At 35.7% G+C, this 17,501-nt stretch carries 21 protein-coding genes, 1 rRNA gene and 1 other RNA gene; 9 read left to right on the top strand and 14 right to left on the bottom strand.

Annotation, left to right across the window (positions count from 1 at the left end):
- The first annotated feature begins 5 nt into the window (after positions 1-5).
- Positions 6-848: a ParA family protein gene (locus ABWU31_RS05840; RefSeq protein WP_077188426.1), complete on the top strand. Its 843-nt coding sequence runs from the start codon at positions 6-8 to the stop codon at positions 846-848.
- Positions 845-1,696 carry a ParB/RepB/Spo0J family partition protein gene (locus ABWU31_RS05835; protein ID WP_006279814.1) on the top strand — a complete coding sequence of 284 codons (852 nt, stop codon included), beginning with the start codon at positions 845-847 and terminating at the stop codon, positions 1,694-1,696. The genes ABWU31_RS05840 and ABWU31_RS05835 overlap by 4 nt, the downstream gene beginning before the upstream one ends.
- Positions 1,697-2,494: 798 nt before the next feature.
- Here the strand turns inward: ABWU31_RS05835 and ABWU31_RS05830 are convergent.
- Positions 2,495-3,109, bottom strand: coding sequence for a hypothetical protein (locus ABWU31_RS05830; protein ID WP_353271179.1), 615 nt, complete (start codon positions 3,107-3,109; stop codon positions 2,495-2,497).
- A gap of 153 nt (positions 3,110-3,262) precedes the next feature.
- Here ABWU31_RS05830 and ABWU31_RS05825 point away from each other — a divergent pair.
- The 7 genes from ABWU31_RS05825 to ABWU31_RS05795 all read left to right on the top strand — a co-directional run bounded on the left by ABWU31_RS05825 (position 3,263) and on the right by ABWU31_RS05795 (position 8,501).
- Positions 3,263-4,767: ribosomal RNA gene (locus ABWU31_RS05825) — 16S ribosomal RNA — on the top strand.
- 100 nt (positions 4,768-4,867) lie between these two features.
- Positions 4,868-5,245: a succinate dehydrogenase, cytochrome b556 subunit gene (gene sdhC, locus ABWU31_RS05820; protein WP_007548462.1), complete on the top strand. Its 378-nt coding sequence runs from the start codon at positions 4,868-4,870 to the stop codon at positions 5,243-5,245.
- Positions 5,242-5,598, top strand: a complete 357-nt coding sequence (sdhD, locus tag ABWU31_RS05815; RefSeq protein WP_010963113.1) for a succinate dehydrogenase, hydrophobic membrane anchor protein — start codon at positions 5,242-5,244, stop codon at positions 5,596-5,598. The genes sdhC and sdhD overlap by 4 nt, the downstream gene beginning before the upstream one ends.
- Before the next feature lie 84 nt (positions 5,599-5,682).
- On the top strand, positions 5,683-6,921 hold the full coding sequence (locus tag ABWU31_RS05810; RefSeq protein ID WP_253303522.1) for a hypothetical protein: 1,239 nt from the start codon (positions 5,683-5,685) through the stop codon (positions 6,919-6,921).
- A gap of 112 nt (positions 6,922-7,033) precedes the next feature.
- Positions 7,034-7,417, top strand: a complete 384-nt coding sequence (locus ABWU31_RS05805) for a sugar phosphate nucleotidyltransferase (RefSeq protein WP_353271178.1) — start codon at positions 7,034-7,036, stop codon at positions 7,415-7,417.
- 37 nt (positions 7,418-7,454) lie between these two features.
- Positions 7,455-8,287, top strand: a protein-coding gene (locus tag ABWU31_RS05800) for an IS5-like element ISWpi1 family transposase (RefSeq protein ID WP_353271062.1) whose coding sequence is annotated in 2 segments (ribosomal slippage) — positions 7,455-7,824 and positions 7,824-8,287 — 834 coding nt in all. Because the reading frame shifts where the segments join, the coding sequence is not laid out codon by codon here.
- Entirely contained in the window at positions 8,280-8,501 is a 222-nt protein-coding gene (locus ABWU31_RS05795) for a hypothetical protein (RefSeq protein WP_353271177.1), read from the top strand. Before ABWU31_RS05800 ends, ABWU31_RS05795 begins: the two co-directional genes overlap by 8 nt.
- A 14-nt stretch (positions 8,502-8,515) precedes the next feature.
- On the opposite strand, the gene ispG is transcribed toward ABWU31_RS05795, so the two are convergent.
- From ispG to ABWU31_RS05730, 13 genes are all read right to left on the bottom strand, one after another.
- Positions 8,516-9,796, bottom strand: a complete 1,281-nt coding sequence (gene ispG, locus ABWU31_RS05790; RefSeq protein ID WP_353271176.1) for a flavodoxin-dependent (E)-4-hydroxy-3-methylbut-2-enyl-diphosphate synthase — start codon at positions 9,794-9,796, stop codon at positions 8,516-8,518.
- A gap of 16 nt (positions 9,797-9,812) precedes the next feature.
- Positions 9,813-10,433, bottom strand: coding sequence for a TRP75-related protein (locus ABWU31_RS05785; protein ID WP_065094679.1), 621 nt, complete (start codon positions 10,431-10,433; stop codon positions 9,813-9,815).
- 188 nt (positions 10,434-10,621) lie between these two features.
- On the bottom strand, positions 10,622-11,167 hold the full coding sequence (locus ABWU31_RS05780) for a hypothetical protein (protein ID WP_065094680.1): 546 nt from the start codon (positions 11,165-11,167) through the stop codon (positions 10,622-10,624).
- A 154-nt stretch (positions 11,168-11,321) separates the two neighbouring features.
- Positions 11,322-13,445: an FtsK/SpoIIIE family DNA translocase gene (locus ABWU31_RS05775; protein ID WP_077188517.1), complete on the bottom strand. Its 2,124-nt coding sequence runs from the start codon at positions 13,443-13,445 to the stop codon at positions 11,322-11,324.
- Entirely contained in the window at positions 13,446-13,724 is a 279-nt protein-coding gene (locus ABWU31_RS05770) for a YggT family protein (RefSeq protein ID WP_006279515.1), read from the bottom strand.
- Positions 13,725-13,895: 171 nt separating this feature from the next.
- Positions 13,896-14,171: a type II toxin-antitoxin system RelE family toxin gene (locus tag ABWU31_RS05765; protein ID WP_015588829.1), complete on the bottom strand. Its 276-nt coding sequence runs from the start codon at positions 14,169-14,171 to the stop codon at positions 13,896-13,898.
- Complete coding sequence (locus ABWU31_RS05760; protein WP_006279415.1) at positions 14,162-14,383, bottom strand: hypothetical protein; 222 nt, start codon at positions 14,381-14,383, stop codon at positions 14,162-14,164. Before ABWU31_RS05760 ends, ABWU31_RS05765 begins: the two co-directional genes overlap by 10 nt.
- A gap of 105 nt (positions 14,384-14,488) precedes the next feature.
- Positions 14,489-14,695: a type II toxin-antitoxin system RelE family toxin gene (locus tag ABWU31_RS05755; protein ID WP_231115925.1), complete on the bottom strand. Its 207-nt coding sequence runs from the start codon at positions 14,693-14,695 to the stop codon at positions 14,489-14,491.
- 67 nt (positions 14,696-14,762) lie between these two features.
- A complete protein-coding gene (locus ABWU31_RS05750; RefSeq protein ID WP_006279413.1) occupies positions 14,763-14,981 on the bottom strand; it encodes a hypothetical protein in 219 nt (72 codons plus the stop codon).
- A 200-nt stretch (positions 14,982-15,181) separates the two neighbouring features.
- The gene (locus tag ABWU31_RS05745) at positions 15,182-15,619 is read right to left on the bottom strand and encodes a ClpXP protease specificity-enhancing factor SspB (protein WP_353271175.1); all 438 of its coding nucleotides are present in this window, start codon (positions 15,617-15,619) and stop codon (positions 15,182-15,184) included.
- A 22-nt stretch (positions 15,620-15,641) separates the two neighbouring features.
- Positions 15,642-15,972: a transfer-messenger RNA gene (gene ssrA / locus ABWU31_RS05740) on the bottom strand.
- 124 nt (positions 15,973-16,096) lie between these two features.
- On the bottom strand, positions 16,097-16,687 hold the full coding sequence (locus ABWU31_RS05735) for a CvpA family protein (RefSeq protein ID WP_010962383.1): 591 nt from the start codon (positions 16,685-16,687) through the stop codon (positions 16,097-16,099).
- A 57-nt stretch (positions 16,688-16,744) separates the two neighbouring features.
- Positions 16,745-17,341 (bottom strand): riboflavin synthase, encoded by a 597-nt coding sequence (locus ABWU31_RS05730; RefSeq protein ID WP_010082169.1) that lies wholly within the window; start codon positions 17,339-17,341, stop codon positions 16,745-16,747.
- Positions 17,342-17,501 lie beyond the last annotated feature (160 nt).

The following is a 17,501-nucleotide window of genomic DNA, read 5'->3' as shown; positions in this document are numbered from 1 at the left end:
AAGGCGTGAGCAAGATTATTGCAATAGTAAATCAAAAGGGTGGAGTTGGCAAAACCACAACTAGTATAAATTTGTCGACAGCCTTTGCTGCTGTAGGAAAAAGCACTTTATTGGTAGATCTTGATCCTCAAGGAAATGCTAGCACCGGACTCGGGATTTCTTATCGTAGTAGGGAAGAAAAAAACATATACAAAATACTACTAAGCAGCGAAAATAGATTGATAGAATCGGCAATTTTCAATATAAAGGAAATTCCAAATTTATCACTAATTTCGTCAGTAGTTGATTTATCAGCTGCAGAAATTGAATTATCGCAACTTGAGCGAGGAAAATTTGTGCTAAAAAGCGCATTAGAGAAGATACGCGATAATTATGAGTATATAATCATCGATTGCCCTCCATCACTTGGGCTTCTAACCATAAATGCTTTGACTGCTGCTAATTCTATTATTGTCCCTCTTCAGTGTGAATTTTTTGCTTTGGAGGGATTGAGCCATTTAGTTAAAACTGTAGAGCTGATAAAAAGAAATAACCTAAACCCTTTTTTGGCAATAGAAGGGATAGTGTTAACAATGTATGACAGGCGCAACAAACTCAGTGAACAGATTAAAAACGATATTTGCCAGTATTTAAATGATAAAGTATACAAAACTATCATCCCATTGTATGAGACTGTTATTCCACGTAACGTACGGTTATCAGAAGCGCCTTCTCATGGAAAACCCGCTATTGTGTATGATCTTAAGTGTCCTGGTGCACAAGCATATATAAGTTTGGCAAGGGAAATTTTAAAAAAGCACGCGAGCAGTTGTAAGGAGAAGAAACTAGTAAGCGAGGGCGTAGTATGAAGGATGATAGACGCCTCGGCAGAGGTCTTGCCGGCCTCATAGGCGATAATTATGATAATAAAGAAGATCGACAAGAGCATTTGCCTATTTCATTACTGCACCCAAGCAAATTTCAACCGAGGAAACATTTTGACGAGGAGTCATTAAGAGAACTTGCAAATTCGATAAAGAAAAGTGGCATTATACAGCCTATCGTGGTACGCAAAGATTCAAATGATGATGGTTATGAAATAATAGCTGGAGAACGTCGTTGGCGAGCAAGCAAGATTGCAAATCTTGATAGTGCACCGGTTATCATAAAAGATCTGAGCGACAAGGAATGCTTGGAAGTATCCATTATTGAAAACATACAAAGGCAAGATATTAATCCAATAGAGGAAGGTGAAGCTTACAGAAAACTGATAGATGAGTTTTTCTATACACATGAGGAATTAGCTTCAGCTATAGGCAAAAGCCGCAGCCACATAACCAATATGATTCGGATGTTGTTGCTCCCTGATAGGGTGAAAACAATGATCAATGAGAAAAAATTGTCTATGGGTCATGCAAGAGCGTTGATTAATGTTGAAAATGCGGAAAGTATTGCAGAAAAAATAGTTTCTCAGGGCTTAAGCGTTAGACAAACTGAAAAACTGATAAAGGACCTACATCAAAACAACAATCAAAAAGAGCAGAGATATACTAGAAATCAAGATATGACAGTAATAGAAGGCGCTATATCTTCTCAACTTGGTTTAAAGATCAAAATTAATGACAACAATTCTAAGGGTAAAGTTATGATACGGTATGATAATCCAAATGAATTGGATTTGATATTGAAAATTTTGAATAGGAAACTTGAGGCATAGCTAGTAGTTGGCTAGCAAAGCAACAAACCAATATCAACTGTTGGTGTCATGAAAGTAGCTGACACTGGAATCCAGGAATTTTATTAAGTTGGTAAGCATAAAAGTATAACTTCTACGTCATACCGCCGCGGTATCCGCTAACAAGCAGCGGGATGACGATTGTCAGGGTAGCTGTCATCCCAGTGCCCTGACTACTTGGATCCAGGAAAAAGAATGGTGTCATCCCAGTGCGTGATACCCTAGTAGAAATCGTTTTTGTAATTGCAACATTCGTGCAATCTTTAGCCATAAATATTTAAAAAATTTACCAAATGAAAAAAAAGGCAAAAGAAACCCCGTGGTGGTTGGCTATTTACCATGTACTAAAATATCGGCGTTTTTTTTATTCTAAAACGCTTGATTAAGAGCGATTTAGCTGCTTTTAACTTGCAACTAACCTACACCGCAAGTGTTTAAGAAATTTACTGAGCAGGAAAAAAGGCAAAGAAACCCCGTAGTAGCTAGCATTCAAATTCTCCCTTGTCAATTTGACGTTTTTTGCTGTCTTAAACGCTTTGTAAGCGCGTTTCGGCTTATATAGGTAAAAACCCAGAAATTTTTAAAGACATGCGATGCACGTAGTGCGAAAAATTAAACATGAGACGCCAAATACCCTAAGTTTTTTGTCATTAACCTGCACAGATTGCGAAGATAAATAAATAGCTTCAGTTTTATGATAAGGGAGCTGGCGAGGCTTGTCAAGGAAGTTTTTCGTTTCATCCAATGCGCTGCCAAAAGCTATGCAAAAAGTCCAATGAGTTAACTCCCATATATCCTGAGTAATTCTTGTGCATTAGCTTTGATTAGGATAGGGCATTTTCTATCATTTAATAGGGAACGCAATATTTCAGTTGCACCCTTAACGTCGTTATTGTGTATCTTTACTATAGCGATGGCTTCTTGGCTTGAATAAGGGTATACTGTGCTTGATTCTAAATTATCAATTTTGTCTTTATTTATTTTTTCACCGTTGGAGTGAAGTAAGCTCATTACTTCTGAATATTGTGCTAACTCACGCAAAACACCAGGAGCATCTTTATCATCTGCCAAATCATTATAAATAGATGCTGTGTCTGTTGGCATTGAATCTGAGATATGATTGAATGCGCGTTCAAAATTTGCTAAATACTCCCAATTTGAATCTATTTCTTCTAGCAGCGGCTTATTATCTTTTTTTAAGAATAATACTTCGTAAAACTTGTCACCTGCAGTTATAGATTGTTTTGTGTTATCAATGTTGCGCAATAAGTATAATGTGATGCCAACTAACATTGGCGCGAGTGCAAGCAGAAAGATGTATTTTTTCATGGTAATATTCCAAATAGTTATATATCTATACATTAATGCTTTTGATTTGCAAAAACATATTGACATAGTGATTATATCATATAATAATATTCTTAAAGTTGTTTGAATAGTTGGAGATTAAAATATTTCTAAAGTAGAAATAAAGACAGCAGTATTAAGCTAAATTATTTTTTGTCGGATTTATCCGATGTACCCTCAACCTTTTATAGGTTGAAGTCTAAATTTGAGAGTTTGATCCTGGCTCAGAATGAACGCTGGCGGCAGGCCTAACACATGCAAGTCGAACGGAGTTATATTGTAGCTTGCTATGGTATAACTTAGTGGCAGACGGGTGAGTAATGTATAGGAATCTACCTAGTAGTACGGAATAATTGTTGGAAACGGCAACTAATACCGTATACGCCCTACGGGGGAAAAATTTATTGCTATTAGATGAGCCTATATTAGATTAGCTAGTTGGTGGAGTAATAGCCTACCAAGGCAATGATCTATAGCTGATCTGAGAGGATGATCAGCCACACTGGAACTGAGATACGGTCCAGACTCCTACGGGAGGCAGCAGTGGGGAATATTGGACAATGGGCGAAAGCCTGATCCAGCCATGCCGCATGAGTGAAGAAGGCCTTTGGGTTGTAAAGCTCTTTTAGTGAGGAAGATAATGACGGTACTCACAGAAGAAGTCCTGGCTAACTCCGTGCCAGCAGCCGCGGTAATACGGAGAGGGCTAGCGTTATTCGGAATTATTGGGCGTAAAGGGCGCGTAGGCGGATTAGTAAGTTAAAAGTGAAATCCCAAGGCTCAACCTTGGAATTGCTTTTAAAACTGCTAATCTAGAGATTGAAAGAGGATAGAGGAATTCCTAGTGTAGAGGTGAAATTCGTAAATATTAGGAGGAACACCAGTGGCGAAGGCGTCTATCTGGTTCAAATCTGACGCTGAGGCGCGAAGGCGTGGGGAGCAAACAGGATTAGATACCCTGGTAGTCCACGCTGTAAACGATGAATGTTAAATATGGGAAGTTTTACTTTCTGTATTACAGCTAACGCGTTAAACATTCCGCCTGGGGACTACGGTCGCAAGATTAAAACTCAAAGGAATTGACGGGGACCCGCACAAGCGGTGGAGCATGTGGTTTAATTCGATGCAACGCGAAAAACCTTACCACTCCTTGACATGGAAATTATACCTATTCGAAGGGATAGGGTCGGTTCGGCCGGGTTTCACACAGGTGTTGCATGGCTGTCGTCAGCTCGTGTCGTGAGATGTTGGGTTAAGTCCCGCAACGAGCGCAACCCTCATCCTTAGTTACCATCAGGTAATGCTGGGGACTTTAAGGAAACTGCCAGTGATAAACTGGGGGAAGGTGGGGATGATGTCAAGTCATCATGGCCCTTATGGAGTGGGCTACACACGTGCTACAATGGTGGCTACAATGGGCTGCAAAGTCGCGAGGCTAAGCCAATCCCTTAAAAGCCATCTCAGTTCGGATTGTACTCTGCAACTCGAGTGCATGAAGTTGGAATCGCTAGTAATCGTGGATCAGCACGCCACGGTGAATACGTTCTCGGGTCTTGTACACACTGCCCGTCACGCCATGGGAATTGGTTTCACTCGAAGCTAACGACCTAACCGCAAGGAGGGAGTTATTTAAAGTGGGATCGGTGACTGGGGTGAAGTCGTAACAAGGTAGCAGTAGGGGAATCTGCAGCTGGATTACCTCCTTAGGCTTTGCGCATAACTTACCATTTTTAATGATGGTGTTGTTATGTGCTATACTGCTGTCTTTACTTCTACTTTATTTTAATTTCCCGATAACGGAATTTTATGAGTGATAGACCTCTTTCTCCACATTTACAAATATATAAAGTACAAGTTACTAGTTTTTTCTCTATTATGCATAGATTGACTGGTATCTTGCTATTCCTTTTATTAATGATACTTTCTTGGTATTTCATATTACATGTTTACTTTCCTGAGTTACTTATAGTAAGGTACTTAAATGCATTATTATTCACTCCTGTTGCTAAATTAGCTTATGTCTTATGTTTTATAAGTTTTGTATATCATTTTCTTAATGGTATTCGTCATTTATTGTGGGATGCTGGGCTTAATTTAGAAATTACTGGCGTTTCAAGGAGTGCTATACTGCTGACAGTAACGCTACTTCTTTCTACTATGGCTTTTTTATTTATGTTTATATGAGTCAGTCTGGAAATTCAGTACATCATTGGTGGGTTCAGCGTGTTTCTGCGGTAATTTTACTGTTCCTGTTTCCTTGGTTTATCTATTCATTTTCTTGCACATTTTATACTGATAGCTCTTTGTCTTTTAGTGAAAAATTTATTAATCACCCTCTAGAGCTTTTATTTTTTGTTGTATTGTTGTTTTGCATTTTTTGGCACGCAGTTCTTGGAATGCAGGTAGTATGCGAAGATTATATACACAGCGTACCTTTGAGGATTTTTACAATTACATGCATAAAGTACTTATCAAGCATTACTTATATAACCCTCGCTTTTACAATCTTTATCTTCTACAGGCATATTTTCTTGTAAAATCACCGGTGCTGTGTTAATATATTATTAGTGTACTAGTTTTATTATTGAACTATAGCATTATAGCGATTTTGGTTTGACAATATGTTTGAAGCATTAAAAAAGGGAGCAATAGATCTTACACTTAAAGCAAAAGGTCTGCTTACTTCACCTGAATCTCAAGTTTACGTCGAAGACCTTAGAAAGGTAATGATGTATGATGGAAGGAAATGCCAGTATCCAAAAAATTATGATCAAATTGTACAGTCTGCTAAAATCATAGAAAACAGGGATATGCATGGAAATGCTATACTAGATAAAGATAAAAATCCAACCTATAAACTTTTGTATGGTCAAAAAGATGAGAATGGAGAACAACCAAGTTTCAGATTATCTTTAGTTACCAAAGATAAAGATAATGATAGATCTTATTTTACTATCAATTATATAGACAATCAGGGTAAGCAAATTCCGATAAATGAGTTGCATAAGTCATATTTTGAGCCATTAGGCTTTTCGAGAATGGATTTGAAAAAACACGTGCCAATTTTTGAAGCTGAAAAAACTAAGGATCCTCAATATCCATTTGAATTAACTAATTCTTCTGTGCTAACTAAAGAGGTAAAAAATAAAGAAGGTAAAGTTCAGGAAGTTGTTGATGAAAAAGGAAGAAATGGAGAATTATTATACACTAGTGATTACAAGAAGCTAAGCACCCATTTTTCAGAAATTAGAGATCAGGATGGTAATCTAGAGCTAGATAAAAGTCTTATATCTGTTCCTATCGTTTTTGCTACAAGCTTGGCTAAAGTTTGTACTAAATTGTTGACTTCTCTTCCTATAAAGTTAGGGGAGCATTTAATAAGCAAACAAAACCCAATTGCAAAGTCTTTTGGCTATCTTTTGTTCACCCCTGCGATGGCAGTGAAGAATTCAGTAAATATGGTAGCTACAATACTTAAGGCCCCAATTTTATTGTTTGTAGCAAATGAGAAAAAATATGGTGATGCTTACTTTACTATGTGGAAACACCAATTGAAAGGATGTTGGGAAGAAGCAAAAAGTGACTTTAATGTTATTAAAGGTGAAGAAAGGCTAAAGCCGGATCATGGGAATCGTGATTCACTAGTGGGCACATGGGATGAGCTTAACGCTAGAAGGCCAAAGAAACAAGGGGATGATAAAGAAGTTAGCAAGAGTAATGAAATACTAAAGAGTCCTGAGGAAGAACAAAATAAGGGTAATGAAATATTAAGTGATAAAAGAAAAGGTCATGTTGAGGAATTACAAAATAGAAGAAATTCACAGCAAGGGCAAGGCGCTACACATGATCACTCTCATTAGCAATTACTTTAAATCAACATTTACTTTCTTTATTAACTATTCCACAACAAAAACTTGCATGTATTTTGCCCTCAGTATAAGATATTAATTATTTAATTAATATCTTAACTAAATGCGCCCTGTAATATTGTGTGGTGGTAGTGGTAGCAGACTTTGGCCTTTATCTAAGCCAAAGCAATTTCAGAAAATATTTAGTCAGAACACTATGTTTCACAACACTTTGTTGAGGCTAAAAAGCGATTATATGCCGCCCATAATTGCTACAAATATACAGTACGAGTCATTAGTGATGGAGGAATTGCATGCACTGCAAGAATATAAAGTGATTTTCGAACCAGTGAAAATTGGAACAGCAGCGGCAATATTAATTGCTGCACTTCTCTGCAATGAAAACGAGACAATGTTAATTCTGCCTTCAGACCATTTTATAGGTGATTTGAATAGTTTTTATGCTTCTACTCAAAAAGCGTCTAAGAGGTTGTCCGGAAACAAGTAAAAGGCTATAATATCTGAAATTTTAGTACGGGGTAAAGATGAGAAAAAAGTATCCAACAGATCTAAGCGAAAGGGAATGGGCAAGAATAGAAAAACACTTCAGAGTATCATACAAGAAAGGAGGAAGGCCGCCAAAGTATAGCAAAAGAGAAATATTAGAAGCAATTTTCTATGTATTGCGTACAGGGTGTCAATGGCGGTATTTACCAAATGATTTTCCGCTATGGAAGACTGTGTATGAGCAGTTCAGGCAATGGAAGAAGCAGGGAATTTTTGAGAAAATGAATTATGAAATTACAAAATATAGTAGAAGAAAAATAGGAAGGAATGAGCAGCCGAGTGCCTGTATAGTAGATAGTCAATCTGTAAAGACTACAGAAAAGGGGGGATCAAAGGCTATGATGGAAGTAAAAAAGTAAAGGGTAGAAAAAGGCATATAATTACAGACACTCAGGGTTTTATACTAGGTTGTTACGTAGGCGCTGCTAACGAAAATGATAGAGATGGTATTAAAATAGCATTAAACAATATGAGAACAAAATATACTAAAGTTAAAAAAATGTGGGCTGACATGGGATACCAAGGAAGAAATTCAAAGAATCACATAAAGGAAGAATATGACATAGATATTGAAATTGTTACAAGGCCTCCATGTAGATTTTGGGTGCACAAAGATACGCCACCTGAGCTACTACCAACAAGAGAACAAGGGTTTAAAGTACAGCCAAGAAGATGGGTTGTAGAAAGGACTTTTGCTTGGGTTAATAGGAATAGAAGGCTATCGAAGGAGTATGATTTACTCACAACATCCACTGAGAATTTCATATACCTAGCTATGAGTAGGGTTATGTTAAAGAGGGAATATGCTTGAATTTACTAGTTTCCGGACAACCTCTAATAGAAGATTTATCTGTACTGAAGTCGGAAAAACAGATTTGCAAACACGCATCACTCAACTGCCAGTAAAAAAGAAAATTTCTCTAGAAGTTACTAAAGGTGGAAACCAGAGATCAAGAAAAGCTAATATTGAAGTTAAGTATATGAAAGCCTATCAGATCTTCTTCCATTTATGGGTAAGGTCATAATTAACCGTGAAAGGTTACATGTAATGTTTCTTCACATAATTATCAATAATTGCCTTAAATTCTTCAGAGACATTATCACCTTGTAAAGTTTTGAAATATTTGCCGTTTTTGTAGACTGCTGAAACAGGTTTTTCTCCATATCCAGGTAAGCTGATTCCCAAATTTGCGTGTTTGCTTTCTCCAGGACCATTTACTATGCATCCCATAACAGCAATGTTCATATGCTCTACACCTGGATTTTTTTTCTTCCACATCGGCATATGAGTTTTTATATAGCCATTCACTTCTTCAGTTAATATACGAAAACGATCGCTGCTCGTGCGCCCACAACCAGGACATGAATTAACCTGAGGGTTAAAGTATCGCAAGCCTATAGACTGCAATATTTCCTGACACACCACCACTTCATTAGTACGCGATTCACCAGGACGTTGAGTCAAAGAAGCCCGTATTGTATCTCCAATGCCATTTTGCAATAAATAAGTAAGCCCTGCTGCGGTATTTACCACACCTTTATTGCCTATACCAGCCTCAGTTAAACCCAAATGCAGCGCATAATTGGAAGATTTTGCAAGTGCCATATAAACTAAAATTAAATCTTGCACTTTGCTAACTTTACATGAAATGATTATTTTGTTTGAATTTAGACCAATTCCTTCAGCTTTTTTGGCACTATCAAGAGCAGACATTACAAGTGCTTTGCGCAGTATAACATCAGAAGGCCTTGAATTACTAAGCGAAGAGTTTTCATCCATCAATTTTTGCAAAAGGTATTTATCAAGACTACCCCAATTTACCCCAATTCTAACCGGAAGATCGTGCATTATTGCATACTCTATCACCCTTTCAAACTTCTCATCACGTTTGTCGCCAAAGCCTATATTGCCTGGATTGATTCTAATTTTACCCAGCATTTTGATGTTGTCTGGATAATCTTGAACTAATTTATCTAGCTCATATTGACCGCAGCCTACCAATATTTTACCGTCAAAACCTTCTTTATTTATCTCTTCTACTATATAAGGTATTGCTCTTGCTACCTCCTCTGAGTTCAAGGCAATTCGCACCAATTCTGAACCTGTACGCGCTAGTTCTGTTATCTCTTTTGCATAATGTTTTGCGCTACTTTTTATATTATCAGAATCTATATGCACACCAAGCGCCATAGATTGTACAACTACAGGATTATTTCCGCCTATCTTTACTTTTCCAACTTCTACAACATGAGTTTTGTGCCTGGAAATTGGCGATAATTCACATGCATCGTCATTCAATATCAGGTCTGTATCTAGCATATTATTAATTGTGATACTATTTTACTGTGTCAGCTACGCTGCCAAACGAACTTGAACCATTCAAACTATAAGCATCTACGTTATCCAAATTAGCAATAGAATCATGTGAGCACGTTCTTCTTGAAGGAGTTTCTTTTATAGTGATATTTATAGGAGAAACTTTCTTTTCTCGTGTTGAAGTAACTTTCTTCCCTTCTTGTTGTTCACTTTCATGCTGCTTACTTTCATACTGAGAAACTGGCTCTTGATCTATAAATACAGCACCCTTTAAACGTGCGATATTAATACCATGCTGATTTATCATAGCGCTCTCTTCATCGTCGACTATGCACGCTTCCATGTCATTTGGCTCATTATCAAGACTAGCAATTTTTTTCTCTTTTAATTTTTTTATTAGATCTTCTTTATTTATAGCTCGATCTTGTGACTTTTTTTTCTTGAGCAATTCCCTACGCTTCTCATACAGTTTATATGACTCAGCAAAATCCTCATCTGTATGAAAGTTTGCACCACCAGGGTTACCAGGAGGTATGTATCTCTTACTGAGCTTAGATTTAGCTCCAGCACTATGCACAGTAAAAAAGCTAGAAACCAAAAACATTAATATAAACAAAACTTTAGAAAAAATCCTAAGCATATGGTGCTATAGTAAATATCGTGTTTTAAAAGATAGCAATTAACAAACTTTAAGTAAACCAGAATCTTTACTAACTTTACAATACAAATATTTTTCTAAAAAGTGATATGTTTACTATCAAAAAATCTACATAGGCTAAGAGAAGAGGAAGGTGTTACAAGTTGCGTAACACCTTTTCAAGAAAAGTGTTATGCAGCTATATGTTTGTCAACTTTTAAGTCATTCCGTAGTTTTTTAGTACCATCGGTAGCATCTACATTATTAAGTTTTGCGTCTGGTGTATCTTTAGACAAGTTCTTTTCTTTCTCCCTTTCACACTTAACTCCCTGATAGATACAGAATGCAACAAAACTAGTTATCGCTATTACGGCAACAGCAGTGGCTATGGTACAAATTAGTAGTGTTTTTTCTTGATCTGCTACTGCCTCTGCAAGTGTTTCCACTTTTTCTTGCAGGCCGTTTAAGTGCTCTTGCATAGCTTGAAACTGCTCAGTACCAATCTTGTCTTCTAATGCACTAAAAACTTTTTCAAACTGCTCAGCATCTATCTTTTGAGCTTCTTGCCATTCTTTTAATGCACTAAATACCTCTTCAAACTGTTTAGCATCTATCTTTTGAGCTTCTTGCCATTCTTTTAATGCACCAAAAACTTTTTCAAACTGCTCAGCATCGATTTTTTGACTTTCTTGCAATTCTGTTACACCTAACCAATTGCACAAAATTCCTTTTACCATTTTAACCCCCTAGTTAATTAATATATTATAATTTTACATTCCCAATGTTTAAATTATTATTAAATTAACTGTCATTATGTATTGACCTTTTAATAATTTTGTTTGACTTGCTTTTTGAAAGTGCGGAAACTTAAATTAAGGTATTACAAGATTGTTATTCAACCAATATCTCTCTTTTCCCTGAGTAATTTGGAGCGCTGACAATACCTTCCTTTTCCATTCTTTCAACGATGTTTGCTGCTCTGTTATAGCCTATTCTAAGCTGCCTTTGAATGTAACTGGTTGAAACTTTTTGATCTCTTTGAATGATGGCCACTGCTTGGTTATAGAGGTCATTTTCTTCATCCTCCGTTTCATCGTGTGACTCTGTAGAAGAATTTTCATCTTCTTTAGTGATTTCCTCCATGTAGTTTGGCTCACCTTGCATTTTCAGATGATCAACTATATCTTGCACCTCATTATCACTTACAAATGGGCCGTGAACTCGAATGATCTTACCACCAGAGGCCATATAGAGCATGTCACCCATGCCGAGCAATTGTTCAGCCCCTTGTTCGCCAAGTATTGTACGGCTATCTATCTTAGAAGTAACAGCAAAACTGATTCTCGTTGGAAAGTTCGCCTTTATCACACCTGTGATCACATCCACAGATGGGCGTTGTGTTGCCATTATGATGTGTATTCCTGCAGCACGAGCCATCTGAGCTAAGCGTTGAATAGAGCACTCTATTTCTTTGCCGGCAACAAGCATCAAATCTGCCATTTCATCCACGATCACTACAATATATGGAAATGTTTCCATCTTGATTGGTATTTTTTCAAACAGAGGTTTGCCTGTTGTTGAGTTAAAGCCAATCTGCACAACGCGCTCCAATTCTATTCCACTATTCATCGCTTCTGTGATTTTTTGATTATAGTTTATAACATTGCGTACATTCAAATACGACATCATGCGATAGCGGTTTTCCATTTCTTTCACTATCCACTTAAGAGCGACCACAGCCTTTTTTGGCTCTGTTACTACTGGCGTTATTAGATGTGGTATTGCATCATATATTGAAAGCTCAAGCATTTTGGGGTCGATCATTATCATCTTGCATTCGTCAGGACTTAATCGATAAACGAGTGAAAGAATCATAGTGTTAATCGCAACTGATTTACCAGACCCTGTGGTTCCAGCAACGAGCAAGTGAGGCATTTTAGTTAGATCTGCAATAACTGGTTTTCCACTTATTTCTTTGCCAAGCGCAATTGGAAGATTTAAGTTTGCATTTTGGTATTCTGGTGATTCAAGCAAATCACGCAGCATTACAATTTCCCGTTCCTTGTTCGGCAACTCTATTCCCATAGCATTTTGCCCACGAATTATTGAAATACGTGCAGAGAGTGCACTCATCGAACGTGCAATGTCATCTGCAAGGCCAATTACTCTTGCAGATTTCGTACCAGCTTGTGGTTCAAGTTTGTATAAAGTCACAACCGGCCCATAGCATACACTGATAATTTTTCCTTGCACGCCAAAATCACTCAGGACTTGTTCCAGCAGAGATAAATTTTTATTGCTCTCCATTTCATTCAGCTGTTTTCTCTGCAAAGACTCCTCTGCTTTGGAAAGTAAATGAATGCTTGGAAATTCGAACTCACTGGAAGGTTTAAAAATTTCTTCGGTAGCTTTTTTCTGTCTTTCTTTTGGTTGTTGTTTAGTAGTGATTTTAGTTTTATGTTTTTCTTCTACTACTAATGGTGCAACTGAATATTCAGCAGTTTTATGTGATCTGAAGAATGGAACATTTACAAATAAGCAAGCTATTTTTTTACATAAGAAGAATAGAGAGTAAATTGTTCTCTTCCAACCAACAGATCCTACAAGACCTATTAATGTTACTATCACAAATACATAAAACGGGCAGTTATTAACGAGTGCATTCCCTATTATTCCACTGTGTCTGTACCTTGCTGTGATGCCTAGCGAAAGTTGTGGTAATATAGCACATACCCCTAAATTGATTAATATTAAATAGAGAATTTTCAGCAGTATTTTTGCTGGCCTGAAGATCAACAAGTAAACTATGGTTGTAGCTATTGTAACACTAGTTAATCCAAGAAATTGAACCAATATATCAGCTAAATATGAACCTACTATTCCACCTAAATTTGTCACTTCCTCATTTGTAGCCGTGTTTAAGGAAGGATCTTTATAGTTATAGCTAAAAACTGATATATATATATATATTAAAAGGGATAGATATATTGCTGATTTTAGATATTTTTTTAACATCTACCTAAAGTAGTAAGCTACTGTATATTTTACAAAGTGAATTGTTATTAGCAATATCATTATAGATAAATCTAATCCGTTGAACGGTGGTATATATCTTCTAATAATCTTTAGTGGTGGATATGTCAATTGGTTCAAGATGTGCATTATGCTACTGACAGTTTCATTATATATGTTCACCATATTAAGTTTAACCAGCCAGTTTAGGACAACCCAACATATTAGAATGAAGCTATAAAGATCAAGTAACGTATTGAGTAGATATATGATTGGATGCATACATATCTATTACACGAAAGTTATATAAAAGACAAGTATTTAGCCTTTTCAAACTCAAAATGTTGTTTTTGCTGAACCAAAAAAAACTTCATTTTTTGAGCTGGGCAAAGCCACCTAAAGTAGAGAATGGACAAGGAAGGAGGGGTGTATAATATATATTAATGTTGGTATTTATTTCTTATAAATATCATCTCTATGTCCTATCTCTGTGATAGTTACTATATGATCTAATTGATTTACTCTGTAAATTACACGATAGTCACCAACTCTTAGCCTTCTACATCCTTTTAAGTTATGATGTAGTGGTTCACCAAAATTTATTGGGTCAACTGTAAGACGTTCTTTTATAGCCTTTTGAACTCTTAGCCTTATTGTCTTTGGAAGGTTTGGTAAATCTTTTTCAACAACACTCTTTAGAGACTTAACCTTGTAACGCTCTAATCCCACTTAATATCTTCAAAATCAACTGTTTCTGCACCTTCAACATCACGCTCATCAGAAATTTTAGATACTAAAAAATCCTCCATTTCAAGCTCAACTGCTTCTCTAAATAGTTTTCCTGCTAATTCTTGAACGGGCTGTTTAGTAAATTCAGATAATTCAGCAAGATGCTTTAAAGTTTCTTCGCTAAGAGCTATGTTAATGCCTGAATTTGCCATATGTTTTACCAAAGTCCACTAATAATTATACAACATTTTTTTTAATTTTTCAATAAAGAAAGGAAGGAAGGAAGGAGGGCTGTATAAAAATATATTTAATGTTTATCAAGTAGCCTTCTCATAAATGGTGTCTCTATGTCCTGCTGTAGCAACAAATACCTTATGTTTTGCAATATTTACAGTATAAATAATTCGATAATCACTAACCCTTATTCTTCTATACCCTTTTAGCCTGCCACGTAATGGTTTACCAAATTTAATTGGATCAGTTGTAAGCCGCTCGTTTATCGCTTTTGTAATCCTTGATCTTATTGTTTTTGGAAGATTTAGAAAATCTCTTTCAGTAAAGTTTTTTGAGTAGACAATATCGTATTTCAGTTTATGTCCTCTCCCTTTCAGATAGTACTGTGTTCCAGTCTACATCCTCACATTCCTTAATAGTTTTATATAACGCAATATCTTCTACTTCGCACTCGATTCCTTCGATGACTAACCTTTTTGCTAGTTCTTGAACGGATTCCTTGGTGATTTCAGCTAACTTAGTAAGGTTATGTGAAGTTTTTGGGTCAAAAGTTATACTAATTCCTGAATCTGTCATATGTTTTACCAAAGTCCACTAATAATTATACAACATTTTTCTGAATTTTTCAATAAAGGAAGTTGATGATATGTAAGAAAAATTTTGCCACCTGCGTTAATAAATAATTAAAGATTTAGCATATTTATCTACCCTCTATTCTATTACTGAAGTTAGACCACTTTTTTCTATTAATATTTTTTGTTTATAAAGATGAGCAGTTACTCATCACGCAGTTGATCTATGGATATAATACTACCGTTTGATAGTTTTTCAGTACATTTTTCACTTTTGTATTCTTTATCAGAGTCGATACTGATTTTGTCAAATATTAAAACATCTCCTGAAATTTTATCACGAAACTCACTAATAGCAAAAAACGGTATAGTAATTCGCTCTTGTTTTCCTTGAAAACTCAAACTGACGCTAAATTTATCCTCAGAAACTTTTAAATCATAGAATTGATGCTGTAATATAATAAGCATTTGAGTAGGGTATGACTTTTTCAAACGATCTGGCATGGTCACACCATTAAAATATGTGAAAAATAATATTTCTAAGTGAGGGATAAAACCATTACCTGATATAACATCTAAAGTCTTTTTGATAACTTGAAAATTAGCAGAATTAAGCAGTTTTTTGTAATCTGTTTGCTCCATATAACTTTCACATACGTAAATTTGGGGGGAACTTCTGTTACCCGGCGTTCCCTGAACCGTGCTTTAGTAATAAATTGGTTGTGCTAAATTAAGCAGCAACACGATATTCTTCAGCAGCAAAATTATCGTTTGCATTTAAATTATGAACTCTTAGCGGTGGTGTCTAACCGAGCAAAGCTACCATCTTTACTATGTATGTCGATCCTTAATCGCCCCCGTATAATTAAAAAACATGGTGGAGGCGCCGAGTACTGCCCTCGGGTCCAATACACCTATTACAAGGTAATTTTATTGCTATAGTACACAAAATGTACATAGCTATTATATAGCAACATTAAATAAATGTCAAGATATTATGACCTTAAGTTGATTTATTGCTAAAACAAAATTAATATTTCCAGTAAAAAATTCTGTGCTCTTAACCTGACACATATGGCTTTTTGAATACTCCCAATGAAAATATTTATAAATAAATATTTACTCTTCTTTTTTATTGTTTTTAGGTTTTTCTTGATCAACCATTTCTCCACCGATCTCTTTTATTTTTAGTATCAACGACTCTGGTACATACATGTCAATTACTTCTTCTGCTGTCACAAATAAAGCCTGATAAGAGTGTGAATTTATTATCCAATTAGGCAATATGTCTTCTGCTTCTATTTTATACTCTCCCTCTTTTTTGTCATATACTGTGTAGCAATATAAGTGCACAGCAAAAAATAATACATAAGAGAGCAATATTCCTTTAAGCACTCCGAGAAAGATTCCAGTAACTCTATCGATAAACCCCAACCTTATGGGTGATAATATGTACATTAGCCAGTTATTTATTATCATGAATATAAGATTAAGTATAATAAATACAGAGATTGTAGAAAGTATGTTTAGTGTAACTTTAGAATCAAAATATTTACTATAATTTGGAGCGAAAAAATCATAGTGATTAGCTGTCAGAAAGACCGATAAAAATAGAAACATTAGTGCGCATAGCTCTTTTATAAAGCCTCTAGTTACCGAGATTATTACGCATAGAACAACAATGAAGATAATTAGGCTATCGAAAAGCATGTTTTATATCTATATGGTTTTCAAGATATAATAGTTGTAAATAACAAGGTTGTAAAATTAATTGTATTTATGCTGCATCAATTGATCTAAATACCTAGCGATCATGTCAATTTCTAAATTCAAATAATCATTTACTTTGTTGTACTGAAAAGTTGTATTTTCCCATGTATAGGGAGTGATATTTACTGTAAATTCCTGATTAATAACTGAATTCACTGTGAGGGAAACCCCATCTAGTGTAACGGAGCTTTTTTTTGCAACAAATTTAATTAATTCTTGTGGGCACGATAGTTTGATTTCATGAGAATCTAAATTTTGATTAATTGTTAAAAATTTTACTATCCCGTCAACATGACCCTGAACTAGGTGGCCATCGATCTTATCACTTAATCTCATTGCTTGTTCGAGATTTATTTTTTTTCCTATTCTCCACGTATTTAAGTTAGCAACCTTCATAGTTTCTTGAGATGCTTGGACTGTAAATGTATCGCTCATTATATCAACAACAGTTAAACACACACCAGAGCAAGCTATTGAATCTCCTTTATTTATAGAGGATAAATTTTGTGTCTTGATATGGAAAATTTGATCAGAGTTGGAGTGAGTGGTAGTATCAGTTATAGTCCCGATATCCGTGATAATTCCTTTAAACATATGGTGAAAATAAATAATTTTACCATGAAAAATTTTTTACAACAACTTATTTCTATTTTGTTATAGTTAAAGTAATTCTGGTTTACCGACAATTTAAAAAACGACAAATTCGTCATCCCGCTACGTGTTAGCGGGATCTAGAGATACCGTGACGGTATGA

Origin of the sequence: Wolbachia endosymbiont (group A) of Alloplasta piceator (assembly GCF_964028505.1) — a bacterium.
In the GTDB taxonomy this organism is placed as follows: Bacteria; Pseudomonadota; Alphaproteobacteria; order Rickettsiales; family Anaplasmataceae; genus Wolbachia; species Wolbachia pipientis.
Note: the sequence above shows the minus strand (reverse complement) of the source record. Positions and strands in the feature narration are given on the sequence as shown.